The 17,474-nt window shown below is 69.0% G+C and carries 15 protein-coding genes and 1 tRNA gene; 4 read left to right on the forward strand and 12 right to left on the reverse strand.

Annotated elements, in window-relative coordinates:
- Positions 1 to 355: 355 nt before the first annotated feature.
- Together MZTS_RS12455 and MZTS_RS12460 are read right to left on the reverse strand one after the other, a co-directional pair.
- Positions 356 to 2,581 carry a tyrosine-type recombinase/integrase gene (locus MZTS_RS12455; protein WP_024830143.1) on the reverse strand — a complete coding sequence of 742 codons (2,226 nt, stop codon included), beginning with the start codon at positions 2,579 to 2,581 and terminating at the stop codon, positions 356 to 358.
- A 321-nt stretch (positions 2,582 to 2,902) separates the two neighbouring features.
- A tRNA-Gln gene (locus tag MZTS_RS12460) sits at positions 2,903 to 2,977 on the reverse strand.
- A gap of 196 nt (positions 2,978 to 3,173) precedes the next feature.
- On the opposite strand from MZTS_RS12460, the gene MZTS_RS12465 reads away from it, so the two are divergent.
- The 3 genes from MZTS_RS12465 (at position 3,174) to MZTS_RS12475 (ending at position 5,027) form a co-directional block, all read left to right on the forward strand.
- On the forward strand, positions 3,174 to 3,917 hold the full coding sequence (locus MZTS_RS12465) for an SDR family oxidoreductase (RefSeq protein ID WP_192284088.1): 744 nt from the start codon (positions 3,174 to 3,176) through the stop codon (positions 3,915 to 3,917).
- Between the two features lie 213 nt (positions 3,918 to 4,130).
- Entirely contained in the window at positions 4,131 to 4,556 is a 426-nt protein-coding gene (locus MZTS_RS12470; protein ID WP_192284089.1) for a YeeE/YedE family protein, read from the forward strand.
- 3 nt (positions 4,557 to 4,559) lie between these two features.
- The gene (locus MZTS_RS12475; RefSeq protein WP_246482100.1) at positions 4,560 to 5,027 is read left to right on the forward strand and encodes a YeeE/YedE family protein; all 468 of its coding nucleotides are present in this window, start codon (positions 4,560 to 4,562) and stop codon (positions 5,025 to 5,027) included.
- Between the two features lie 133 nt (positions 5,028 to 5,160).
- Here the strand turns inward: MZTS_RS12475 and MZTS_RS12480 are convergent, their stop codons facing one another.
- Positions 5,161 to 5,595 (reverse strand): hypothetical protein, encoded by a 435-nt coding sequence (locus MZTS_RS12480; RefSeq protein WP_009866267.1) that lies wholly within the window; start codon positions 5,593 to 5,595, stop codon positions 5,161 to 5,163.
- Between the two features lie 14 nt (positions 5,596 to 5,609).
- On the opposite strand from MZTS_RS12480, the gene MZTS_RS12485 reads away from it, so the two are divergent.
- Positions 5,610 to 5,915: a hypothetical protein gene (locus MZTS_RS12485; protein WP_192284090.1), complete on the forward strand. Its 306-nt coding sequence runs from the start codon at positions 5,610 to 5,612 to the stop codon at positions 5,913 to 5,915.
- Between the two features lie 140 nt (positions 5,916 to 6,055).
- On the opposite strand, the gene MZTS_RS12490 is transcribed toward MZTS_RS12485, so the two are convergent.
- From MZTS_RS12490 to MZTS_RS12530, 9 genes are all read right to left on the reverse strand, one after another.
- Positions 6,056 to 6,466: a hypothetical protein gene (locus tag MZTS_RS12490; RefSeq protein WP_009866269.1), complete on the reverse strand. Its 411-nt coding sequence runs from the start codon at positions 6,464 to 6,466 to the stop codon at positions 6,056 to 6,058.
- A gap of 1,063 nt (positions 6,467 to 7,529) precedes the next feature.
- A complete protein-coding gene (hisN, locus tag MZTS_RS12495; RefSeq protein ID WP_192284091.1) occupies positions 7,530 to 8,312 on the reverse strand; it encodes a histidinol-phosphatase in 783 nt (260 codons plus the stop codon).
- A 3-nt stretch (positions 8,313 to 8,315) separates the two neighbouring features.
- Complete coding sequence (locus MZTS_RS12500) at positions 8,316 to 9,251, reverse strand: phosphotransferase (protein WP_009864929.1); 936 nt, start codon at positions 9,249 to 9,251, stop codon at positions 8,316 to 8,318.
- Between the two features lie 43 nt (positions 9,252 to 9,294).
- The gene (locus MZTS_RS12505; RefSeq protein ID WP_192284092.1) at positions 9,295 to 10,275 is read right to left on the reverse strand and encodes a phosphotransferase; all 981 of its coding nucleotides are present in this window, start codon (positions 10,273 to 10,275) and stop codon (positions 9,295 to 9,297) included.
- Positions 10,272 to 11,564 (reverse strand): Zn-dependent hydrolase, encoded by a 1,293-nt coding sequence (locus MZTS_RS12510; protein WP_192284093.1) that lies wholly within the window; start codon positions 11,562 to 11,564, stop codon positions 10,272 to 10,274. The genes MZTS_RS12505 and MZTS_RS12510 overlap by 4 nt, the downstream gene beginning before the upstream one ends.
- Positions 11,565 to 11,636: 72 nt before the next feature.
- Positions 11,637 to 13,472 (reverse strand): ABC transporter ATP-binding protein, encoded by a 1,836-nt coding sequence (locus tag MZTS_RS12515; RefSeq protein ID WP_192284094.1) that lies wholly within the window; start codon positions 13,470 to 13,472, stop codon positions 11,637 to 11,639.
- Positions 13,472 to 14,407, reverse strand: a complete 936-nt coding sequence (locus tag MZTS_RS12520; RefSeq protein WP_192284095.1) for an ABC transporter permease — start codon at positions 14,405 to 14,407, stop codon at positions 13,472 to 13,474. Before MZTS_RS12520 ends, MZTS_RS12515 begins: the two co-directional genes overlap by 1 nt.
- Positions 14,407 to 15,387, reverse strand: a complete 981-nt coding sequence (locus MZTS_RS12525) for an ABC transporter permease (protein WP_192284096.1) — start codon at positions 15,385 to 15,387, stop codon at positions 14,407 to 14,409. The genes MZTS_RS12520 and MZTS_RS12525 overlap by 1 nt, the downstream gene beginning before the upstream one ends.
- Positions 15,388 to 15,476: 89 nt before the next feature.
- Complete coding sequence (locus tag MZTS_RS12530) at positions 15,477 to 17,048, reverse strand: ABC transporter substrate-binding protein (RefSeq protein WP_192284097.1); 1,572 nt, start codon at positions 17,046 to 17,048, stop codon at positions 15,477 to 15,479.
- Between the last annotated feature and the right edge of the window lie 426 nt (positions 17,049 to 17,474).

Below are 17,474 nucleotides of genomic sequence, written 5' to 3' on the forward strand. Positions count from 1 at the left end.
ATCTCCCGCATAGCTCCCGCAACGGTCGACGATGGTTGTGGATGTCGGGAGGCCTTACACCTCTGCAGCGCTACTCGGAGCGTTGTTATTGCTGAACAATCGATAGCAGGCTCGCATGTCTGCTTTCAGGCATGTGAGGATGCGGTTTTAAGGCAGGGGTGGGCGCGAAGCTGAATGTCCGGTTACGGGTATCGAGTTGATGTCCGCTCATGGCGCGTCTGAGACCTATGATCCGATCTGCGCCGATATCCGCTTCTGAGATGCCGGAAGGCTGCTGAATGGCCGAGATTAAGCGCAAAACGGCACGTCGGCTTTAGCGAGCTTGATCACCGAAGCTGACGTGGCGCATGGGTCTTTAAGGCACGTCAAACGGCTTCTGGTTTCGGCGCGGACACGCCTCAGGCAGCAGAGAAGACCGTCCAGGTTCTTCCCTGTTGTCCTTTCGCAGCGAGTGAAGTGGCGATGATGGAAGGGATCGGCGGCGCGACGAACGTCCCTTTGCCGATACTTGGTCCCCCAAGGAGCCGAGCGTCAGGGAAGGCCCAAGGAGCGTCCAGTCATACGCCCGCAGATCCCGCGTGACTTCGGGAATGGCGGCAATGGCCGTGCGCATATCTTCCGGCTTGAGCGTCTTCTTGTAGTTCCGTGAGTTCACGGTGGCGCCCTCATGGCCCATCATCGACTCCCGGATCGGATCGAGCACCTGCTGCCGGATCATCTCCGTATTGCCGAAATGCCGGAAGGAATGGAATGTCTTGCGCTCCTCACGGGCCGAAGGCACGGCTTCGTCCAGAACGACCGTCCAGCGCTTGTCGAACAGGTTCGACAAGGGCGTGTTCTCGCCAAACTGCGCGATCTCCGCGAAGATCAGATCGCTTCGTGCACCGGATCTGTCCCGCACGTAATCCAGGAAACCGAGGCGGATCAGCTCTGGATGGAGTGGCAGCGTCCGACGCGACACCGCGTTCTTGAGGCGCCGTCTGCGTGTCGGCCGGATCTTGAGCGTGGCCTGCTCCACATCGACGTCGCCGAGCTCAAGGTAGACCAGTTCGGACAGGCGCGCGCAGGTGTAGTAGCCCAGGAGCGGCAGCCAGTAGACGGCTGCGAAGATCTGCTGCCCCCGTGCGACCCGCAGCATCTCCGCTTCCGAGACCGTCGACGTCCAGACGGGGTGCGCGAACAGCGTCTTCACCTCGTCGACCTCAAAAGCCGGTCGCTTCTCGCCGTCCCGCTCCGGGTCGATCAGGCGGAAGTCGCCCAGGAGCTCGACCTGTCCGATCGGGCGCTGCTTGGCCCGGCAGTACTTCGCGATGGTCGAGAGCTGCGTGATATGCCGGTTCACGGTCGCGGGGCTGAGCCCGACTTTCTCGGTCTGCCCCATAGCTCGCATCGTTCGGCCGCGCTCGACCAGGTCCGCGATCGACAGTGCCGCGTCACGTGAACTCTTGCCGTAGGACTTCGGCAGATTCGAGAGGTTCTGGATATAGGCAGCGAGATGGGAGTGCCTGATCTGCCGCAGGTCATCGGTGCCTGCGATATCGCCCAGCATCGCTGCGACGGCCCGATGCTGACGCTGAGTTTTCTCATCCCAGGTGGTGCCCTTGTGCGTGATGAGTTGTTCGACCACCTCAGTCAGCGAGTTCGTGACCGGACCGGAATCGGCTTCGCTCCCCTCACGCGCATCGTCCAGACCTCGTTGATCGACGTCTGGAGTGTGATCGGTGGCGGCTGGAACGCGATCCTCCCCGTCAAACTCCGAAGCGCCAGACGATGGTCTTGACGCCATATCCGGCGCGGCCGCCTCCGCTTTTGGAGGGTACGACGCAGGGTCTGATGCCGCGGGTGGAGGGTTCCGGTCGGCGATAGGGTCTTGGTCGGGTGCCGGCTGGCTGAGGGGGGCGGATTTGGGACTGGCCGGATCGGTATAGCTGCCCTCTACCTGCGGCGGCATGTTTGAGGCCTGGACCTCGAAGTCGCCCCACTCGAAGCTGTCAGCGCCGTCGAAGTCGGATGTGGCCCAGCCCAGCGTGTCGCGCGGCATCTCATCCCTGGCACGCATCGCCGAGAGGTTGGCCCAGGCCTCCCGCGGATCGCAGCGGGCCTCGGCATAGGTCGTGGCGAATTCGCGCGAGACGTGCCCCGAGACGGCCGCGAGCCCGCGCAGGCACTTTGTCAGCCCGGCTTCGGTCACGGGCTCGCCCATGCTGATCAGCATGGCCTGGAGATAGGCGCGAGGTGGTGTGAGCCGTCCCGTCTCGTCAGGGCGTCCGAGATCGCGCAGATAGCCGTTCACGATGCGGCGGCGGATCGCTCCGCGTTCCGTCAGGCTGAAGCCTTCCTGCTTCAGGCGCGCATCGAGTTCGCTGTCGTACCCCGCATCGAAGCCGTCCTCGCCTGCGAGCGCCTGCAGACGCCCGAAGATGCGGTACTCTCGCGCACGCCTCTCCATCAGCGCCGGCCAGTCGCCGACGAGCGGATCACGCGGTGGATCGAGGTCGCGCCGCAGGCGCGTCAAGCGCGCGCTTCGCTCCCGGTCGACATAGGCGCGGAGATGGTCACGGATCTGACTGGTGCTACGCATGGCGGGATCGTCCCGGACGCGGAGGCTTTCCGCGTTGAGTGCCCAGCCGAGTGTGCGCGCACTCGCCGGGTCGGTTGTGCCCAGGCTGAGAGCGACCGTGGCGGAACTCCCCTTAGCAGAGGCACCAGGGGGTCGTGTCCGCTCATCGCAACGGAATCGCCTACGCCACCAGTATACCGCACCGCGTCGGTACACGTTAGAACAAATCGTCAACGGCCTGCCCCTGTGGACAAGCGCGTGCAACAGCTCTGCGTACAATCGGTGCAGCCGCGAGAGCGGCTGAGCACGGATCACAGTCAGATCAATAACTTAGCTGAGGCTTGGCTGGGGCGCCAGGATTCGAACCTGGGAATGGCGGTACCAAAAACCGCTGCCTTACCACTTGGCGACGCCCCATCGGCTCCGCGCCGACGGTTCTCTAGACGGGCCGGGCGGGGCTGGCAACCGGGTTGCGGGCCCGCTTTGCGTTGGCGGACTCGACCGTGTCGAAAAAACCGCCGCGAACCGTAGGGTGCCACAGAGGGGCCCTGCCCCGAAGCCGCGGACCGGCTTATCCTGATCCGAAGCGCGAACCTCGGGAGGGAAGCGGGCGATGGGTGAACGGGTCGCGGTCGTGACGGGGGCCGGCTCCGGAATCGGGCGGGCGGTGGCGCTCGGTCTGGCGGAGGCCGGCTGGCGGCCGGTCCTGGCCGGACGGCGGAGGGACGTGCTGGAGCGGGTCGCCGCCGAAATGCCGGGCGAGGCGATGTGCGTGCCGACCGACGTGTCCGATGCGCAGGCCGTCGAGCGGTTGTTCAGCCAGGTCGCCGAGCGGTTCGGACGGCTCGACCTGCTGTTCAACAATGCCGGGATCTTCACCCCCGCCGCGACGGTAGACGAGATCGCGGTCGAGGATTGGCTGGCGAGTGTTAACATCAACCTCACCGGCGCCTTTCTTTGCACCCGCGCCGCTTTCCGGATGATGCGCGCGCAGGAACCGCGCGGGGGCCGCATCATCAACAACGGTTCCATCGCCGCCCACGCGCCGCGGCCGATGTCGGCCCCCTACAGCGCGACCAAGCACGCCATCACCGGCCTGACCCGTTCGACCGCCCTCGACGGACGTCCGTTCGACATCGCCTGCGGGCAGATCGATGTCGGCAATGCCGAGACCGAGATGACCCGCACCTTCGGACAGGGCGCGCGGCAGGCCGACGGCGCGATCCGCCCCGAGCCGTACATGGACGCGAAGCACGTCGCCGAGGCCGTGCTCTACATGGCCGGTCTGCCGCTCTCGGCCAACGTCCTGTTCATGACCGTGATGGCGACCGCCATGCCGTTCGTCGGCCGGGGCTGAAGCCATGTCGACGAGGCGGCATCCGGCTCCGATGCGCGCTCGGCCGCCTTCCGGCTGTCCGGGCCTCGCGTCCGCCGCCGCTCTTCGCAGCCGCCCCCACCATGCTCTATCAAAGCGGCGAGGCTGGACGCGACGACCGGTGACGCGAGGGCGGGACCGCGCCGGTCGGTCGATGAGGCCGGCCGCTCGAACCCGTGTGCCGGAGTGACCACGATGGACGATTTCACGCCCCTCCCCGCCCTGCTCGGCGGCCTCATGATCGGCGCCTCGGCCGCGCTGCTGCTGCTGCTCAACGGGCGCATCGCCGGCATCAGCGGCATTCTCGGCGGGCTGCTCGCCCCACCCTCCCGCGAGACGGGCTGGCGCGTCGCCTTCCTGGCCGGCCTCGTCCTGGCGCCCCTCGCTTATGCCGGCCTCGGCGGCCGCCTGCCCCCCGTCAGCCTCGGCGCCTCGGCCCCCCTGCTCGTCCTCGCGGGCCTGCTCGTCGGCTTCGGCGCGCGGCTCGGAGCCGGCTGCACCAGCGGCCACGGTGTCTGCGGTATCGGCCGGGGATCGCCCCGGTCCCTGGTGGCGACCGGCACCTTCATGGCCGTCGCCATCGTCACGGTCTTCCTCGTCCGCCACCTCGCCGGAGCCTGAACCATGGCCCGGATCGTCTCGTCCTTCGCCATCGGCCTGCTGTTCGGATTCGGCCTCCTCGTCTCCGGCATGGCCAATCCCGCCAAGGTTCTCGCCTTCCTCGACATTACCGGCCGGTGGGATCCGAGCCTCGCCTTCGTCATGGCCGGCGCCGTCGCCGTGTCGGCGGTGGGCTATGTCCTCGCGCGGCGATGGGGCCGGCCCGTCTTCGCGGAGCGGCTGGAGATCCCGGCCCGGCGCGACCTCGACACGCGCCTGCTCGCGGGCGCCGCCCTGTTCGGGATCGGTTGGGGCCTGGCCGGCCTCTGCCCCGGCCCGGCCCTGACCCTCCTCACCGTCGCGCCGGTGCAGGCCGCGATCTTCGTCGCGGCCATGGTCGTCGGGATGGTCCTGTTCCGCTTCGTGCCCGATGGGGGGAAGCGACGTCCGATGTCGTTCGAGGCCAGCGCGGGCCATCCCTCGGACGCGTGAGCCAGGATCTCGAGGCCGTGGGCGATCGGCCCCCGGGGTGTGGGCACCGGGCCGCCCCCGCTCAGGCGACCCGGCGCCGGGACAGCGTCCGCCTCGTCATGCCGCACTGGCCAGGCGATCTGCGGCGCCGTCCCTATTGACCGGTCGTCGATCCGGTGGTGGTCGTCGATTTCATCGGCTTGGAGCCGGGCTCGTGCGACATGGTCTTCGTACGGGATTCCACGCTCTCGCCGTCGCGGACCTTGGTCTTGGTATGCGACTTCGAGAAGGTGCCGCCGTCATGGGCCATCGCCTTCGATTGCCCGTTGAGTCCGCCGTTGCCGGTCTCGTTGACGTGCGAGCGATCCATGGTCTTGCCGCCGGCGGCGGCACCCCCGGTGGCGAGGGACGCGCCGGTCTTTCCGTCCGCGCCGGTCGAGGTGCCGCCGGTTCCGACGGTCGAGGCGGAGGTGCCTCCGGCCGCGGCCGAGCCGGCGGTGCCGCCGGTGGCGCTGCCCCCTGCCTGCGCGAGCGGCGAGCCGATGAGGAGCCCGAAGGCGGCGAGCGGGATGATGAACCGTGTCTTCATGTCGGCCTCACTTCGTGTCCTTGGGGACGGTGACGACGCAATCGCCACCGCCCGTGGTCGTCATGGTGGTGCCGCCCCCGGAACTTGAGGAGGATGCGGAACTGCTCGTCGATCCGCTCCCGGACTTCGTGGTCACCGAGGGACCACCCGTGGTGGAACTGCTGACGCCGTTCGGTCCGGCGGTCACCGAACTCGACATCGTGCCGGTGTTCCTCGCGGCGTCGGAATGCACGACCTTGCACGGCTTGCCGTTCGGGCCGGTGGTGACCGTCGTGCTGCCCGAGACGCCGTTCGGGCCCGTCGTGACCGTGCTGGTCTGAGCGTGGCTCGCGGCGATGCCGGCGAGCAGGAGGGCGCCGCCGAGAAGCGGCAGGGTCAGGCGCGCCATGGTCCAGTCTCCTCGGATGCGGGATGGGCGCGGCCCCGGTGGACCGCGCCCGATGCTGGGCCCGCCGTGGGCTCAGCGCTTGTTGTGGCCCGGCGCGTTCTCGGAATTGCCGGGACCGCTCCGATCATGGCCGGGGGCGCTGCCCGACTTGCCGGCGCCGTCGGACATCCCGGACGACGAGCCGCCCGTGCCCATCGACGAGCTGCTGGTGCCCTTGCCCGCGGACGAGCCACCGGTGCCCACGGACGAGGAGCTGGTCCCGCCACCGGCCGAGGAGCCCCCCGTGCCCAGGGTCGAGGAGGAGCCGGATCCGCTGCCCGAGCCGGCCGAGGAGCCCCCGGTGCCGACGGTGGACGAGCTGGTGCCGCCGCCGGCAGACGAGCCTCCGGTGCCGACGGTGGAAGAAGACTGCGCGAGCGCCATGGCCGTACCGCCGACGACGAAGGTGGTCGCGAGGAGCGCGACGCGAGCGTGCTTCAACATGTAAAGCCTCCGAATTGTGGTTCGTACGGGGCTCAAAACAACGGCGATTTGCAAAACGTTCCGGCAAAATGCGGGATCAATAGGCAGAATTCGAAGTAATTTTAAGCTTATCTGTCGGGTGCATGACTCGTTGGGCTGTGAAGCACGAAGGCCTCCAGCCACCGATTCATTGCGAAGCCTGGGTCTTTCCAGCCGTGTCCTCTCGGCCGAACCTTTGAGGTTGCTGGGGTGTCCGGTGACGAAGGCTGGGAAGACGCTTCCGCCCAAGCAGGCTGTGCTGCGGCGTGGGCAGGTCTAAAGAGCCGCGAGCCCCTGGGCGAAATCTGTCGGACTTCGAGCGCTCTCCGCCGAAGCGGATGCCGGTTCGTCGACAGCAGGCGCGGCAAAACAAGAGCTGAGAGACGGGATCCGACCCAACGTGATCGGGCCCGGCTTTAGAGCAGCTTCCATGATCCTTGGATCACGAACAATGCTCCAACTCCTTGATCGTGCCGCGTTGTCTTTCGCGGAACCGGCAGCCACTTCCGCGGGAAATGCTCTAGTAGCGGTCGGAGTAGCGGGAGCCTCCGTAACGGCGTCCCTCATAGATGCGTACATCCCTGCGGCCGTAGCCGCCGAATTCCCGGTGCCGTCGATAGCCATGAGCGGGGGCCCAGGGCGGAGGGCCGCCATGCCGAAGGCCGCGTTCGCCTCGGGCCCAGGGCGGATCGGCCATGGCGGCAGAGGAACTTCCGAGGACGGCGCCAGCAAGGACAAGTGCGCCGAGCACGGTCAAAGTCGGTTTGCGGATCATCGAACGCCTCCCTGATGTCGGAGTGTTGCCGACTGCCGATCAGAGACGGCGAACCGGAGCAAACCGTTCCGCGAAAAGTATCGAACCGGTCGTCAGCGTTTCGCTCGGATCTCGGGCCAAGGTCGCCACCAAGCGCCTGTCCGGGCTGCCCGGTTCCGCACCGGCCGCGTGGCCGGATCGGCGGGAGGGGGCATCGTCGTTGCCGGCCTCCGAGTCGGAGCGAGAGGGGCGTTCCTACCGTCTCGCGTCGCGGCGGCGGGCGCTTCCGCCTCAGTCCCGCAGAGCCGCCAGCGCCTCTCGATGCAGCTCCGGCGTCGCCGCCGCCAGCACGCGCCCATCCGAGGTAAGGGTCAGGTCGGCGCCCGCCCAATCCGTGATGACCCCGCCGGCCGCCCGGATCACCGGCACCAGCGCCATCATGTCGTAGGGCTGCAGCCCGGCCTCGGCGATCAGGTCGCAATGGCCGGAGGCGAGGAGGCCGTAGGCGTAGCAATCCCCGCCGAAGCGGCGCAAAGCCGTGCGCGCGATCAGGCGGCGGTAGCGCGCCTCGTCCGCGCCGGAAAATCCCTCGGGCGAAGTGGTGAAGAAGCGCGCGTCGGAGAGCCTTTGGCAGGCGCTGGTGCGGGCGGGCGCGTGGCCGAAGCGCGCCTCCCCCGGCAGGCCGGTCCAGCGCTCGCCCAAAGCCGGCATGTCGATCACTCCGACCAGCGGCGTCTCGCCGTCGAGGTAGGCGATCAGGGTGCCGAACAGCGGCAGGCCGGTGACGAAGCTCTTGGTGCCGTCGATGGGATCGATCACCCAGACCGGGCCGCTGCCCGGCTTCACCCCCATCTCCTCGCCGAAGATGCCGTGATCGGGAAACCGCGCCTCGATCAGGCCGCGCAGATGCGCCTCGATGGCGCGGTCGGCCACCGTCACCGGGCTCTCGTCGGCCTTGGACACGATGTCGAGCGGCGTGCGGAAATAGGCGAGCGCCAGGGGCCGCGCGGCGTCGGCGAGGTCGGCCGCGAAGGCGAGGATGTCTTCGGGGGCGAGCGGAGCGGAGGGCGCCATCGGTCAGAGCGCCTTCAGGAAGAGCGGCCAGCGCGGGTCGTTCATGATCGAGCGGGCGCGCATGTGTTTCCAGATCCCGTATTTGTAGAAATCGAAATCGAGGGTGGAGATGCGGTTCTGCACCATCGCCCAGGTCGACCATTTCACGTCGGCGAGCGCCTTGTGCACCATCAGCCGTGCGAACAGGGCCTCGTCGTAGCGGCCGAAATACTGTTCGATCAGCTCGCGATCGACGCTCTCGGGGAAGAACATCTCCCCGCTCCAGATCGCGAGATCGTAGAGCCGGTCGTTGTTGGAGGCGTATTCGAAGTCGATCAGCAGAATCGACTTGTCGTCGCCGACGAGGAAGTTGCCCGGCATCGGGTCGTTGAAGCAGGGCACGAGGTCGAGGCCGGAGGCGTCGAGCGCCGCCCGCGCCAGCCGGGTCTGGCGGGTCAGCCAGGCCTGGTCCGGCGGCAGCAGGGCGCCGAGTTCCGCCGCCTGCCGGTCGTGCTCGTCGATCATGTCGAACACGGTCTTGGTCAGCGGTAGGAGCGGCGCGTCGTGGAAGCGGCGGTAGATCCGCATCGCTTCCGCCCGCAGGGCCGGGTCGGCGAAGTCGCGGTTGGTCGAGGGGCGGCGCCCGTCGATGAATTCGGCGATCTCGATGTCCTGCGCGTCGAGATAGTCGAAGGTGCGGGGCCCGAGGCCGATGATCTCCGCCTGCCGGCTGGCGGCGCGGGCGGCGGCGCGGTCGATGAACATCTCGGTGCCGCGGCCGGGCATCTTCACGAAGTAGGAATGCGGCTCGCCCGCCACCTCGACGCGCCAGTTCATGTTGCTGATCCCGCCATGGACCGGGCCGTAGCGCATCGGCCGTCCCTGCCAGGGCGCGACGGTGCGAAGAACGGCCTCGAAGGCGCGCTCGGCCTCGGTGGCGGCATTGCCCAGGGAGATCATGCTCGGCTCCTCAGGAGGAGGGGAACGGGTGGGACAGTCGCGCTCACAGGTCCCTCAGGGTTTCCTCGAAGCCCGGCCGCCCGACCTGCATCCGGCAGCGCAGGAAGCGCCAACTGGCGTATTTGCGGAATTCCAGCCCTCGGCGCGGCGAGAGCCGGTCCATCGCCAGGGCCCGCAGGGCCCAGTGGAGGTCGTCGGCGGCGGCGTAGGCGCGGGCGCGGTTGAACACGTCCTGCCGGAAGCGCCCTTCCGCCATCTCGATCCCCGCCTTCATCGGCGTCTCGAACGGGCAGGCCTCGTTGAGGAAGGCGCCGAGCTGGTAATGGGGGTCGGTGTCGCAGGCCATGTCGAAATCGACGAGGCGCAGGGCGCCGCCGGGCCCGAACAGCAGGTTCGAGGCGTGCGGGTCGGCATGGGCCGGCCGGACATCCGTGCCGGCGGCGGTCAGCGCCGCCTCGATGGCCTCGGCCCAATCGAACAGGAACCACGCATCGGGGGGAAGGGGATCGGCCTCCTCGCCGAGCAGGGCGCGCAGCGCGCGGATCGCCTCGAAGACGCTCCAGCGCCGCCCGAACGGGGCGCCCTCCCCGATCCGGCGGAAGGCCGCGATCACCGCGCCCATGGATTCGGGCCGCTGCAGCATGTCCAGGGTGGCCGGACGCCAGTCCGGGCCGAGGTACCGGAACAGGATCGCGCCCTGCTCGTCCGCCCGGTGCAGCGGCTCCGGAGCGAGGCCGAGGGCGGCGATGGCCGTCGCCGCGCGGAAGGCGGCGGCGGGGTCGAGCAGCGGCGCGGCGGCCGGCTCGGACACCTTGAGGAAATAGGCGGGCTCCCGCCCCTCCCCGTCCGCCACGAGATAGGTCGTGGACTCGACCCCCTGATAGGAGGGCGAGGCGAGGCCGGGCAGGGCCGGACCGTAATGCGGTGCCCTGCCCCGCAAGGCGGGCTGCGCCGCGAAGGCCTCGGCGAGGGCCGCCTCGGCCAGCCGCTCCTGCGCGTCCTCGGGCGTGCCGAGCCCTTTCATCGGTCCTGCTCCCCGGTTTCGAGGGCGGCCAGGCCCTCGGTGGCCAGGATCGTCAGCATGTCGGCCAGCACCTGGGTGCCGAAGGCCTGATCCTCGGGCGAGGCGAACTCGGTCGGGTGATGCATCACCCCGCCGCGGCAGGGCACGGCCAGCACCACCGACGGGCAGACCGCCGACAGGCTGACCGCGTCGTGGCCGCCGATGGTGTCGAGGTGACGGGCTTCGGTGCCGTGGCGGGCGCTCGCCCGCTCGGCCAGCCGCACGAGGCCCGGCGCCATCGGGCCGGCGGCGCGGCGGTCGATCGCGCGGACCTCGTGGCCGACCTCGGCGCGGGCGCAGGCCAGATCGATCGCCGCCTTCAGCCGCAGCTCGGCCTCTTCCAGGATGGCGGGGGAGCCGGAGCGCAGTTCGATGAACAGCACCGCCTCGCTCGGCACGGTGTTGGGCGAGTTGGGCCGCACTTCGAGCCGCCCGACGGAACTGTGCAGATCGAGGCCGTAATCGGCCGTCATCGCCTTGAGGTCGGCGATGAGGTAGGCGGCGGCGAGCAGCGCGTCGCGCCGCTCGGCCATCGGCGTCGGGCCGGTATGGGCTTGGCGCCCGAGGAAGGCGAGACGGTACTTGGTGGCGCCCCAGAAGCGGGTGAAGGCGCCGAAGCGCAGTCCCTCGCGCTCCAGGATCGGCCCGCCCTCGATATGCAATTCGATGAAGGCGTCGGGCACCGGCACCCGGTCGGTCCCGGCATAGCCGATCCGCGCCAGCGCCTCACCCACGGCGATGCCGTCGCCGTCGCGGCGGGCGAGCGCCCAGTCGGGATCGGCGGCGCCGGTGAAGACGCTGCTGCCGAGCAGGCTCGGCTGGAACCGGGCCCCCTCCTCGTTGGTCCAGTTGGCGACCGCGAAGTTGCAGGCCGGCTTCGTCCCCGCCTCGGCCAGGCTTTCGCGCACCGACAGGATCGCCTCGCAGGCGGCGATCACGCCGAGCGCCCCGTCGAAGCGGCCGCCATTGGGCTGGCTGTCGAGATGCGAGCCGACCATCACCGTCGGCGCCCCCGGCCCGGCCAGTTCCAGATGACCGAACTGGTTGCCGATGGCGTCGACCTTCTGCGCGAAGCCGTGGCTGCGGAACCAAGCGGCGAGCCAGTCCCGCGCCCGGCCGTCCTCGTCGGACAGGGCGAGGCGGGTCATCGAGCCGTCCGGTCCGCCGCCGAAGGCGCAGACCGCCTCCATCATCGCCTGAAGGCGGGCCGGGTCGATCCGCGCGGCGGGAAGGGCCATCGTGTCAGGCATGGATCACATCGATTGCTGCGGAGGGGATGGCGGGCGCGAGGTCGCGCGCCGGGGGGAGAGTCCGTGACGGCATCAGGCCGCGCCCGCGAGGGTGGCGCCGGGCCCCGGCACGAGATGGCAGGAGGCGAGGTCGCGGGCGCCGCGCACCGACAGCAGCGGCGGTCGGTCGAGGCAGGGGCCGAAGGCCTGCGGGCAGCGGGAGCGGAAGGCACAGCCGATGGGCAGGTCGATCGGGCTCGGCGGCTCGCCCTCCATCAGGCAATCCTCCGGCCGGTAGCGCCGCGCCTCCAGGGACGGCATCGCCGAGAGCAACGCCCGGGTGTAGGGATGGCCGGGATCGAAGAACAGGCGGTCGTTGTCGGCGAGTTCCACCACCTCGCCGAGATACATCACGGCGATGCGGTTGCAGGCTTTGCGCACCATCGCGAGATCGTGGCTGATATAGATGTAGGTCAGCCCGTGCGCCCGCTGAAGCTTGTCGAACAGGGCGAGCAGCTTGAACTGCTCGGTCTGGTCGAGGGCCGAGAGCGTCTCGTCCATGAGCAGGATCTCGGGGTCCAGCACCATGGCGCGGGCGACGTTGACGCGCTGGCGCTGCCCGGCCGAGAGCCCGAGCGGCAGGTCGTCGTAGAGCGAGACCGGCAGCCCGACATCGTCCATCACCGCGCGCACCTTCTCGCGGATCTTCCTCGGGTCGCGCCAGCCATGGGTGCGCAAGGGAGCTTCGAGCATGGCGCCGATGCCGGTGCGTGGCGGCAGCGAGTTGAACGGGTCCTGGAGCACGAGCTGGAGCTTGCGCCGGAAGCCGAGCAACTCGGCCCCTGACAATCCGGCGATGTCGCGGCCCTCGCACAGCACGCTGCCGCCGCTCGGGCGCTCCAGCCGGCTCAGGAGCCGCATCAGGGTGGACTTGCCGCAGCCGGATTCGCCCACCACCGCGAAGCTGTCGCCCTTGACGATGTCGAAGGTGACGTTGCGGACGGCGCGCAGGGCGCTGGTGCCGGCGAAGCTGCCGCGCTTCTTCACCCGGTAGGTCTGCGACACGTCCCGCAGGCTGATGATGGCGTCGGCAGGGACCGGCGCGGCCGGCTTCGGGGCGGCGGGCAAGGTCGGCCGCTCGCCCCAGATCACCGGGATCTGCGCGACCAGCGCGCGGGTATAGGCATGGCGCGGGGCGGCGATCAGCGCCTCGGTCGCCTGCTCTTCCACCAGTTTTCCGGCATCGATCACCAGGGTCCGGCTCGCCGCCTCGCGGGCCACGGGAAGCGAGGAGGAGACGAACAGGATCGCCGTGTCGAAGCGCTCGGTGAGTTCGCGCATCAGGCGGATCACCTGGGCCGCCACCGTCACGTCCAGAGGCTGGGTCACGTTGTCGGCGACGAGCAGCGCCGGGTTGGAGACCATCGCGTCGACGATCAGCGCCCGCTGCATCATCCCGCCGGAGAAGTGCGACGGGTAATCGTGGAAGCGCGACGCGGCGGAGGGGATGCGCACGGCATCGAGCAGGGCGACGACCCGGGCCTGCGCCTCCTTCGGGGACACCTCCGGCATCACCGCGCGCAGCTTCTCGACGATCTGCCGGCCGACCGGCAGGGTCGGATCGAGGGCGCCCATCGGGTTGGCGCCGACATAGGCGATGTCCCGGCGCAGCCGCCGCATCTCGCGCGGGGGCAGCGCGAGCAGGTTGCGCCCTCGGAAGGACACGCTGCCGGAGCGGATGGCGAGCGGCGGCTCGATCCAGTTCACCACGGCCCGCGACAGCACCGTCTTGCCGGCACCCGAGGCGCCGACGACGCCGACGATCTCGCGCGGGGCGACATCGAAGCCGATGCCGTCGAGGAGGGTCCGCTGCCGGCCGGGGAGCGTGAGCGCGACGGAGAGGTCGCGGACGGAGAGCACCGGGTCCATCAGGCGCCCCCGTGGATCGTGTTGCGGGCGCGCTCGAAGGCGGCGCCGATCAGGTTGATGCTGGTGAGGGTGAGGCACAGGAACAGGCCGGGCATGGTGGCGATCCACCACGCGTTGAGCAGGTACTTGCGCCCGTCGGCGATGATGTTGCCGAAGGTCGGCGTCGGCGGCTGCACGCCGAGGCCAAGGAAGCCGAGGGTCGATTCGAAGATCATCATCCGCGCCACGTCGAGCACCGAGGTGAACAGCAGCGGCGGCAGTAGCAGCGGCACCAGCAGGGTCAGGATGATGCGCGGATGGGTGGCGCCCGAGACCTGCGCGGCGCAGACATATTCGCGCCCGCGCTCGGCCATCACCACCGAGCGCATCACCCGCGCATAGACCGGCCAGTTCGACAGGCCGAGCACGAGGATGATGGCGGGGATGGTCGGGCGCGAGACGCCGAGCACCGCGATCGCCAGGATGATCATCGGGATCGAGAGCTGCGCGTCGGTGATGCGCATCACGACCGTGTCGGTGCGGCCGCCGAAATAGCCGGCGACGGTGCCGAGGGCGCAGCCGATCAGCAGGGTGAGCGCCACCGAGGCGACGCCGATCAGGAACGAGGTGCGCAGGCCCACGAGGCTGCGCACCAGCATGTCGCGGCCGATCTGGTCGGTGCCGAGCGGGTGGGCCCAGCTCCATTTGTCGCCGAGGAACAGGGGCGGCAGCAGGCGGGCCCGCACATCCATCTTCACCGGGTCGATGCCGCTGAGTTCGGGATAGAGGGCGGCGGCCAGCGCCAGGATCAGGACCAGGGCGAGCCCGATCCTGAAGCCGGTGGATCCGGTCGCCTGTCCGAGGATGCGCCGGCCGATGGAGCGCGACATCAGGCGCGCCTCGGCGGGGTCGGCGTGCGGCGGCGCGAGCGCCAGGGAGGTCTCGACGGCATCCATCAGTAGGCGAGCCTCGGATCGATGGTGGTGGCGGCGAGATCGACGAGGATGTTGATGAGGACGAAGATCGCGCTGGTGACGATGGCGATGCCTTGGATCAGCGGAAAGTCGCGCTGGAGCACGGCATTGATCGTGAGCAGGCCGAGGCCGGGATAGTCGAAGATGTATTCGACGATGATCACGCCCCCGAGCAGGGACGAGAACTGCACCCCGAGCAGGTTGAGGAGCGGCACCGAGGCGTTGCGCAGCGCATGCGCCGCCACGATCCGCGGACGCGACAGGCCGCGCACATGGCCGACCGCGACGTAGGATTCCGACATCTGCGCCGCGACGGCGCCGGAGAGCGTCCGGATCAGCACCGGCGACAGTTCGACCGCGAGCACCAGGGCCGGCAGCACCGTGTAGGAGAAGCCGCCATAGCCGATCGCCGGCAACCAGCCGAGCTTCACCGAGAGCAGCAGGGCCAGGACGATGCCGAGCCAGAAGTTCGGCAGGGAGATGAAGACCGAGGACACGGCGAAGGCGACCCGGTCGGCGATGCCGCCGGGGCGCAGGCCCGCCGCGATCCCGAGCAGGCCGGAGAAGACCAGCGCGAAGGCGAGCGCCAGGGCCGCCAGCTGCAAGGTCATCGGCAGGGCGTCGAGGATCAGGCGGATCACCTCGGCCCGCTCGCCCCGCGTGGCGTCGTTGAAGTTCGCCCCGCCGGTGGCCGCGCCGTTGGCCGGCCGCACGAAGCTCTGGCCGAGATCGCCCTGGACGACATGGCCGAGATAGCGGCCGAACTGCACCGGGATCGGATCGCGCAGGCCCATCCGCGTGGCGATCTGCTCGATCAGCGCCTCGGGCGCCATGCCGCCGGCCATCAGGCGCACGGGATCGCCCGGCACCACCCGCAGCAGGGTGAAGATCAGGAGCGAGACGAGGAAGACGATCACCGCCCCCTGCGCGAGGCGCCGGGCGAGGAAGCTGAGAACGAACATCGGGTTTCGGGTCCGGCGACGGAATCGGCGGAGCGGACCCGGCCGCCCTCGAAAGGGGCCGGGTCACGCGCCGGGCGCGGGCAGTCCGGTCAGGCGGTCTTCGCGGCGTCGATGGAGCCGTCCGGGTAGACGTAGAGGCCCTTCAGCTCCTTCTGCATCGCGTGGATCATCACCGAGGTGAACAGCGACAGGGCCGGCACCTTGGCCGCGATCAGCGGCATGGTCTCGTTCTGAAGGATGGCCTTGCGCTCCTCCAGGCTGGGCGCCGCCCGCTCCTTGTCGAGGCTCGCGTCGAGTTCCGCATCCTCGATGCCGGTGATCCGGTGCGAGGAGGAATGGAAATGCGTGCGCAGCACCAGATCCGGCTCCGGCGAGCCGGTGGACCAGCCGCAATCGACCATATGGCCGGGGCCACCGCCGGGGCGGTGATAGAGGCGCTCGTTCCAGGCCGCCGGTTCGAGCACCGTCAGGCTCACCGGGAAACCCTGCTCGTTGAGCATCGCGGTGATGACTTCGCCGTATTCCTTGGTCTTCGGATAGAACCCGACCGAGGTGATGTATTCGAGCGGCGGCAGCCCCTTGCCCTTGGGATACCCGGCCTCCGCCAGCAGCGCCTGCGCCTTGGCCGGGTCGTAGGCCGGATAGTTCTTGAGGTCGGTGTAGCCGAACTTCACCGGCGAGATGAAGTTCGCCGAGGCGTGGCCGGCCGCGCCCAGGATCTCCAGGAGCATCGCCCGGTCGATGGAATGGCAGGCGGCCATGCGCACCCGCACGTCGTTGAAGGGCGGCTTGGAGCAGCGGAACCAGAGATACTTGTTCTCGACCGAGACGACTTGGTTGATGGCGATCTTCGGGTTGGCCCTCACCGTCTCGACCTGCTCCGGTTCGAGCCGCTCGACGATCGAGGCCTGACCGTTCATCAGCGACAGCATCCGGGTGGTCGAGTCGCCGGTGAAGGTGAAGTCGATGCCGGGGATAGTCGGCTTGCCCTTGAAGTAGCCGTCATAGGCCGTGAGCACGGTGTCGTTGCCGCGCTGCTCGACGAAGCGGAACGGGCCGGTGCCATTCAGGCGCCGGGTCAGAACGCCGCCCGGGCCCTCGGCGATGTCCTTGGCCGACATGATCGGCAGGAACGAGGCCAGGAAGAGGAAGAGATGGGCGGGATAGCCGCCCTTGGCGGTATCGACGATCACGGTCTCGTCGTCGGGCGTGGTGATCGTCAGAGTCTCGGTCGGGCCGGGATACCATTGCGCCGGCCGGTCCTTGCCGGACCCGTATTCGAAGGTCGCCTTGACGTCTTCCGCCTTGAACGGCTTGCCGTCGTGGAAGTGTACGCCCTTGCGCAGCTTGATCTGAAGCCGGTGCGGATCGAGCAACTGGATGTCGGTGGCGAGTTCGTAGACCACCTTGCCAGGGTCATCGAGGGTCATCGGCGTGCGGGTCAGAAAGCCCATCACGAAGCCCTCGATGTTCTTCTGCGAGAGCGTGGTGTGGGCGGTCGGATCCCAGTTGCCGGTGATGTTCTCGGCCGAGAGGAACACCAGCGGCTTGCCCGTCTGGGCGAAGGCCGAGGCAATCAGGAAATCCGGGTTGATCTGAGCGAAGCCCAGGGCGGCGGCGCTGCCCTGGAGGAACCGCCGACGATCGATTCTATTCGCCATTCTGATGCCCCCGACTTCCACAAATCCATCATAGTGGTCAGAAACCACATAGCAGGACGCGTGCCAGAACCGGGAAACGGTCAAACCGGGCAACGCTGCGGCCGTCGCGCTTGCAGGGGGCGAGGGCAAGCGGGCGCCGATGAGCATGGGATGGGCAGGGCATCCGAATTCGGTGCCGTTTCTCGCGGCACGGCTGCGTGCGACGGCTTGGGGACGGGTGGGCGGCTCGTCCTTGCCGATTGTCGGTGCCGGTGCGGCCTTCGCCGGAGGCATCCAAGCAGTTCCCGACGCCGGTTCCGTCCGACCCCTCGCGGGTGGGGAAGGCGGGCGGGATGCAGATGGGGATGCGATGACGGGCGGCGACATGGGAGGCGGTTCGGGCCCTGCCGGGATGACGGCCCGTGCCCCCGCCGCCGAGGGCAACAG

Source organism: Methylorubrum zatmanii, from assembly GCF_014845115.1.
In the GTDB taxonomy this organism is placed as follows: Bacteria; Pseudomonadota; Alphaproteobacteria; order Rhizobiales; family Beijerinckiaceae; genus Methylobacterium; species Methylobacterium zatmanii.